This window comes from Nocardioides sp., assembly GCF_025964975.1.
Lineage (GTDB): Bacteria > Actinomycetota > Actinomycetes > Propionibacteriales > Nocardioidaceae > Nocardioides.
The window spans coordinates 1-6,105 of sequence record NZ_JAOPXV010000232.1 but is presented as its reverse complement, the minus strand read 5'-3'; the positions used below and the strand labels follow the sequence as shown (position 1 = coordinate 6,105).

General features: G+C 67.7%; 8 protein-coding genes. 4 read left to right on the top strand and 4 right to left on the bottom strand.

The genetic code is table 11. The annotated features are described in order from the left end of the window. Nucleotides 1–88: 88 nt before the first annotated feature. A complete protein-coding gene (locus JWN68_RS18745; protein WP_297741815.1) occupies nt 89–514 on the bottom strand; it encodes an OsmC family peroxiredoxin in 426 nt (141 codons plus the stop codon). Between the two features lie 93 nt (nt 515–607). On the opposite strand from JWN68_RS18745, the gene JWN68_RS18740 reads away from it, so the two are divergent. After that, nucleotides 608–982, top strand: a complete 375-nt coding sequence (locus JWN68_RS18740; protein ID WP_297741813.1) for a globin — start codon at nt 608–610, stop codon at nt 980–982. A 4-nt stretch (nt 983–986) separates the two neighbouring features. On the opposite strand, the gene JWN68_RS18735 is transcribed toward JWN68_RS18740, so the two are convergent. Together JWN68_RS18735 and JWN68_RS18730 are read right to left on the bottom strand one after the other, a co-directional pair. Next, nucleotides 987–1,853, bottom strand: coding sequence for a thioesterase family protein (locus tag JWN68_RS18735; RefSeq protein ID WP_297741811.1), 867 nt, complete (start codon nt 1,851–1,853; stop codon nt 987–989). A gap of 58 nt (nt 1,854–1,911) precedes the next feature. Next, nucleotides 1,912–2,091 carry a hypothetical protein gene (locus JWN68_RS18730; RefSeq protein WP_297741809.1) on the bottom strand — a complete coding sequence of 60 codons (180 nt, stop codon included), beginning with the start codon at nt 2,089–2,091 and terminating at the stop codon, nt 1,912–1,914. A gap of 121 nt (nt 2,092–2,212) precedes the next feature. Between JWN68_RS18730 and JWN68_RS18725 the strand changes: the two genes are divergently transcribed. The 3 genes from JWN68_RS18725 (at nt 2,213) to JWN68_RS18715 (ending at nt 4,801) form a co-directional block, all read left to right on the top strand. Beyond that, the gene (locus tag JWN68_RS18725) at nt 2,213–2,821 is read left to right on the top strand and encodes a TetR family transcriptional regulator C-terminal domain-containing protein (protein WP_297741807.1); all 609 of its coding nucleotides are present in this window, start codon (nt 2,213–2,215) and stop codon (nt 2,819–2,821) included. A gap of 116 nt (nt 2,822–2,937) precedes the next feature. Continuing rightward, on the top strand, nt 2,938–4,155 hold the full coding sequence (locus tag JWN68_RS18720) for an acetyl-CoA C-acetyltransferase (protein WP_297741805.1): 1,218 nt from the start codon (nt 2,938–2,940) through the stop codon (nt 4,153–4,155). Between the two features lie 157 nt (nt 4,156–4,312). Beyond that, nucleotides 4,313–4,801, top strand: a complete 489-nt coding sequence (locus JWN68_RS18715; protein ID WP_297741802.1) for a MarR family transcriptional regulator — start codon at nt 4,313–4,315, stop codon at nt 4,799–4,801. Nucleotides 4,802–5,068: 267 nt separating this feature from the next. Here the strand turns inward: JWN68_RS18715 and JWN68_RS18710 are convergent. After that, nucleotides 5,069–6,105, bottom strand: a 1,037-nt coding sequence (locus JWN68_RS18710) for an ATP-binding cassette domain-containing protein (RefSeq protein ID WP_297741800.1), incomplete at its 5' end; no start/stop codon positions are given.

Here is a 6,105-nt window from a genome sequence, read left to right as displayed (position 1 = left end):
GGCGCCGCCCCAGACTGACATCGAAGCGGCGCCGGCCGCGAAGGGACCCGCTCAGGCCGAGGGTCCGGCCACCTGAGCGCAGGTCCGATCAGGCGAGAGCGGCGTCCAGCGTGATCGTGACGGCGCTGAGGGCCTGCGAGACCGGGCAGCCGGCCTTGGCCGCTTCCGCGAGCTCGACGAACTTGTCGTTCTCGATGCCGTCGACGACGCCGCGCACGGTGAGCTTGATCCCCGTGATGCCCGTGCCGGGCGTGAGCTCCACCTCCGCGGTGGTGTCCAGCGAGGTGGCGGGGGTCTCGTTCTTGGCGAGGCCGTTGGAAAACGCCATCGAGAAGCAGGACGAGTGCGCTGCCGCGATGAGCTCCTCAGGGCTCGTCTTGCCGGTGGGCTCCTCGGCGCGTGCCGGCCACGTCACGTCGAAGGTGCCGAGACCGGAGGACTCGAGGGTGACCTTGCCGGCGCCCTCGAAGAGGGTGCCTTCCCAGTGCGTGGTCGCGGTGCGGGTGGTGGGCATGTGTGCTCCTTGCGCGGGTGGGAGTGCTGTCCCGCCCGAGTCTTCCACGCCCTGGTGGTCGGCCGATTGCGGCCGCAGGACACAATGGAGGTCGTGAGCACCTTCTACGACGAGATCGGCGGCGAGGCGACCATTCGTCAGATCGTGCACACGTTCTACCGAGGCGTGGCAGAGGATCCCGTGCTGCGCCCGCTCTATCCCGACGACGACCTCGGCCCCGCAGAGGACCGCTTCGCCCTGTTCCTCATGCAGTACTGGGGCGGCCCGACGACGTACGGCGACACCCGCGGACACCCCCGCCTGCGGATGCGGCACGGGCCGTTCGCCGTCACTCCCGAGTCCGCCGAGCGCTGGCTCGTCCACTTCCGCGAGGGCCTCGACCAGGCGGACCTGACGCCGGAGCAGGACGCCACGTTCTGGGCCTACGTCACCCACGCCGCGCAGTTCATGGTGAACACGCTCCAGTGACCTCTCAGGACTCTGCGGCAGCGAGCATCGCCTCGCGGAAGGCCGCCGGCGGTTCCACCGAGCGCTGAGTGGCGGAGTCGAAGAAGACCAGGACGACCCGGGCTCGGGACAGCACGACGTCGCCGTCGCGGATCTCCGAGTCGATCGTGAACGACTTGGTGCCGACGTGGGTGATGCGCGAGTTCACGTCGTAGGGCTCGAGCCGGAAGAGGATCGGCGCCTTGTAGTCGACGTCGGTCTGGGCCACCACGACGTGCATGCCGTCGGCTCGACCCAGGTCGCGACCGAGCCGCTCCATCAGCGGGATGCGGGCCTCCTGGAAGTACTCGAAGTACTTCACGTTGTTGACGTGGCCGTAGACGTCGACGTCGGAGAAGCGCACGTGCAACGGGTAGTGACCGGGCTCCCACGGGTCGATCGGCGCCATCTTCGAGGACATGGACGGCGCCTCCTCGAGGTACGGCGCCAGGGCCGCCTTCTCGTCGGGGGTCAGGCGTCGCGGGCGCTCGGTGGAGAAGACGTAGGGCGTCAGCACGGTCGTCGCGCGCAGGTGGACGACCCGTCCCTCGGGCGTCTCGTCGAAGATCTCGTATGCCACCGTGAAGCTGGCGGCACGGATCCGGGTCACCCAGCACTCGATGCTGATGGGTCGGAACCTGAAGCTGAGGGGAGCCCGGTAGGTGACCTCGTGGCGTACGACCACGACACCCTCGACCAGTCCTTGGTCGCCCTCGCCCCGAACGGAGGGACCGTGGCTGCGCATCATGTCGACGCGAGCCTCTTGGAGGTAGTCCACGTAGACGACGTTGTTGACGTGTCCGAGAAGGTCGAGGTCGGCCCACCGCATCGGGCACTGATAGAGGTGGCGCACGCCCGAGATCGTCTCAGAGCGGCGCCACCCCGGGTCCAGCGGGAGCCGAGCAGTCAGCTCAGTGAGCGCCGAGCAGGTTGCCGTAGTACGCGGGGATCGTCAGGTGGCGCTTGAGGCGGACCTGGCGGTTGGAGGCGAAGAACTGGGTCAGGGCACCGAGGGCGAGCAGGCCGGTGAGACCGGCGATAGCGATGAAGGCGAAGACGAAGGAGTTGAGGTTGGCGAGCTCGAAGGTCATGATGTGCGATCCTTTCTACAGATGTAGAAGTTCTACATATGTAGAAACATAGGCTGTTCGTGCTGGGATCACAAGCGGATCGGTAGTGTCCTGGCTCACCCGCCCGCTGACTGGAGGCCCCGTGACCGACGTGACCGACGAGGTCGACGACCTCTCGCCTCGTCGTCGGGAGATCCTCGACGCGGCTGTCACCGTCCTGTCGACATCGGGCTGGCGAGGACTGACCCATCGCGCCATCGACCGCGAGGCCGGGTTGCCCGAGGGAACGAGCTCGGCCTATTACCGGTCCCGGAGGGCTCTGCACGACGCTCTATTGGACTACGTGGTCAGCTTCGTGTCGGCGGACGTCGCGGAGCTGGCGGCCGAGGTGGCCCAGCATCCCGGCGACGTGGACTACGCCTGTGCGGCCACCACCGCGACCATTCAACGCTGGCTCGAGCAGTCCGACCGGTGCCGGGCGAGGTTGGAGCTGACGATGGCCGCTACCCGGGACCACGACCTCGCCGCCCAGCTCATCGAGTCGCGGCGAGGGCTGACGGCGCTCGTCGACCGCATCCTGGAGCGGGGCGGCCACGACCACTCCGGTGCCATCGCGAGGACCATCGTGGCTGCCGTCGACGGTGTGCTCGTCTCCGCCTTGCTCCAACCTCCCGCCTCCCGGGCGGCAATCGTCTCGGAGAGCATGGACCTGCTCCTCAGCTCCTTGATCCACCAGGACCCGCTCAGCTGACCGCACCGCGCTCGGGGCCATCCATGACATAGCCCACAAGCGCTGGACCACGCCGTCCGCAGATCACGGACTACGCTGGCTCACACCCCAGCCGTCCTGAGATTCGGAGTTTCTCCATGCCCGAGGCAGTCATCGTTTCCGCAGCCCGCTCCCCCATCGGCCGCGCCAACAAGGGGTCCCTGAAGGACCTGCGACCCGACGACCTGAGTGCCTTCATCGTGAAGACTGCCCTGGACAAGATCCCGGCGCTGGACCGCAAGACCGTCGACGACGTCTACCTCGGATGCGGCCTCCCGGGCGGCGAGAGCGGCAACAACATGGGCCGGATCATCAACCTGCTCAACGACATGGACGAGGTCCCCGGCGCGACGATCACCCGCTACTGCGCCTCGTCGGTCCAGACGACGCGGATGGCGTTCCACGCGATCAAGGCCGGCGAGGGCGACGTGTTCATCTCCGCCGGGGTGGAGACCGTCTCCCGCTTCGCGAAGGGCACCTCTGACCATCTCCCGGGCACCCGCAACGAGCTCTTCGCTGACGCCGAGGCGCGCACGGAGAAGTTCGCGGAAGGTGGCGAGACGTGGCGCGACCCACGTGAGGACGGATCCCTTCCCGACGCCTACATCGCGATGGGCCAGACGGCCGAAAACGTCGCCCAGCTGCACGGCCTGGACCGCAAGGAGCTCGACGAATTCGCAGTCCGCTCCCAGAACCTGGCCGAGAAGGCGATCAACGACGGCTTCTGGGCGCGCGAGATCACCCCGGTCACCACTCCGGACGGTACGGTCGTCTCCCTCGACGACGGCCCACGCGCCGGCGTGACGTACGACGCGATCGCCGCCCTCCAGCCGGTCTTCCGCCCCGACGGCGTGGTGACGGCCGGCAACTGCTGCGCGCTCAACGACGGTGCGGCGGCCGTGGTCCTCATGTCCGACACGAAGGCCGCCGAGCTCGGTCTGAAGCCGCTGGCTCGCATCGTCTCCACGGGCGTCTCGGGCCTCTCGCCCGAGATCATGGGCATGGGTCCGGTGGAGGCCACCCGACGTGCCCTCACCAACGCCGGTATGTCGATCGGTGACATCGACCTCGTCGAGATCAACGAGGCCTTCGCCGCGCAGGTCGTCCCGTCCTACCAGGACCTCGGGATCGACCTCGACCGCCTCAACGTCAACGGCGGGGCGATCGCGGTGGGTCACCCGTTCGGCATGACCGGCGCCCGGTTGCAGAACACCATGCTGAACTCCCTCGACTGGCACGACAAGACGACCGGACTCATCACGTTGTGCGTCGGCGGCGGCCAGGGCATGGCGTTGATCATGGAGCGACTGAGCTGATCGGCGGAGGTCCGCGCCACAGCCGATCGCCGGCTGGCGACGCGGACCTCCCGGGACGGGCTTCGCAATTCCTCTGCGCTCCCCACCACAAGTGGATATCCTCGGTCAGCACGTCTGTGACCTCCAGGCGGACGCAGCTAAGGGAGAACAGCAGCACATGGACAAGTCTCGGGAACCGCGCTGGCTCGAAGGAGCCCAGCAGCACTCATGGCGCGCGCTCGTCATCGGCACCACGTTGCTGATGGATCGTCTTGACGACGACCTGCGTCGCGGCTTCAACATCTCGCTCACCGAGTACGAGATCCTCGTGCGCCTCTCCGAGCGGCCCGAGCGCAGCATTCGGATGGCCCAGCTCGCCGACGCGCTCGCACACTCCCGCAGCCGGGTCACGCACACGATCGACCGGATGGAGAAGGCAGGCTACGTCGTCCGTGGCAGCACCCCCGAGGACGGCCGCGGCATCGTCGCGACGATGACCGACAAGGGCCTCGAGCTCCTGGCCGAAGCCGCCCCTCTCCACGTGGAGGGCGTGCGGTCCTACCTGGTCGACGTCGCCGACCCCGCCGACTTCGCGGCCGTGGGTCGCGTGATGGACGCGGTGTCCGACCAGCTCATCGCCGGCCACCCGGAGATGGAGATCCGCTGACACGCCTCGGTTCGTCGCCCAGCGCCGACCTGCTGGTGACCGGTCAAACTCCGGGCGAGGTGGCCGTGGGGTAGAAGGTCGGATCGTCCTGCAAGGACTGGCGCACGGTGGCGGCGTAGCGTTCCAGCGATGACCACCCTCCCGACAGCCAAGCGCTCCAGGACCACTCCTTGGATCGCCCGCGCCGCAGCGCCTGCCGTGGAACCGCTGGTGTCTGGGTTGCTCATGACCCCACCCTAGTAAGCGCCCACCGGAAGCTCCCCAGCCTCAGTCGCGGGTGAGGCGGCGGTGCGTGACGCGGTGGGGGCGAGCTGCCTCGATGCCGAGACGGGCTATCTTGTTCTCCTCGTAGGCGGCGAAGTTTCCCTCGAACCAGAACCAGTTGGCAGGGTCCTCCGCGTCGCCCTCCCAGGCCAGGATGTGGGTCGCCACCCGGTCCAGGAACCACCGGTCATGGGAGGTGACCACGGCACAGCCGGGGAAGTCGAGCAGGGCGTCCTCGAGCGACTGCAGGGTCTCCACGTCGAGGTCGTTGGTGGGCTCGTCGAGGAGCAGCATGTTGCCGCCCATCTTCAGCGTCAGCGCGAGGTTGAGCCGGTTGCGCTCCCCGCCGGACAGGACACCGGCCTTCTTCTGCTGGTCGGGACCCTTGAAGCCGAACGAGGCGACGTAGGCGCGCGAGTTCATCTCGAAGTTGGCGACCTTGATGAAGTCCAGCCCGTCGGAGACGACCTCCCAGACGTTCTTCTGCGGGTCGATGCCGCCACGGCTCTGGTCGACGTAGGAGATCTTGACCGTCTGGCCGACCTTGAGGTCACCGTCGTCGGGCTTCTCCTCGCCGGTGATCATCCGGAAGAGCGTGGTCTTGCCGACGCCGTTGGGTCCGATCACGCCGACGATGCCGGCGCGCGGGAGCTTGAACGACACGTCGTGCATGAGGGTGCGTCCCTCGAAGCCCTTGCCGAGCTTCTCGGCCTCCAGCACGATGTCGCCGAGGCGCGGGCCGGCCGGGATGTTGATCTCTGACGTGTCGATCTTGCGCATCCGGTCGGCCTCGGCCGCCATCTCCTCGTAGCGCGCGAGACGCGACCTGCTCTTGGTCTGGCGGGCCTTGGCGTTGGAGCGGACCCACTCGAGCTCGCGCTCGAGGACCTTGGCGCGCTTGGCGTCCTTCTGACCCTCGATCTTGAGCCGGCTCTGCTTGGTCTCGAGGTACGTCGTGTAGTTGCCCTCGTAGGGGTGCGCCTTGCCGCGGTCGAGCTCGAGGATCCACTGCGCGACGTTGTCGAGGAAGTAGCGGTCGT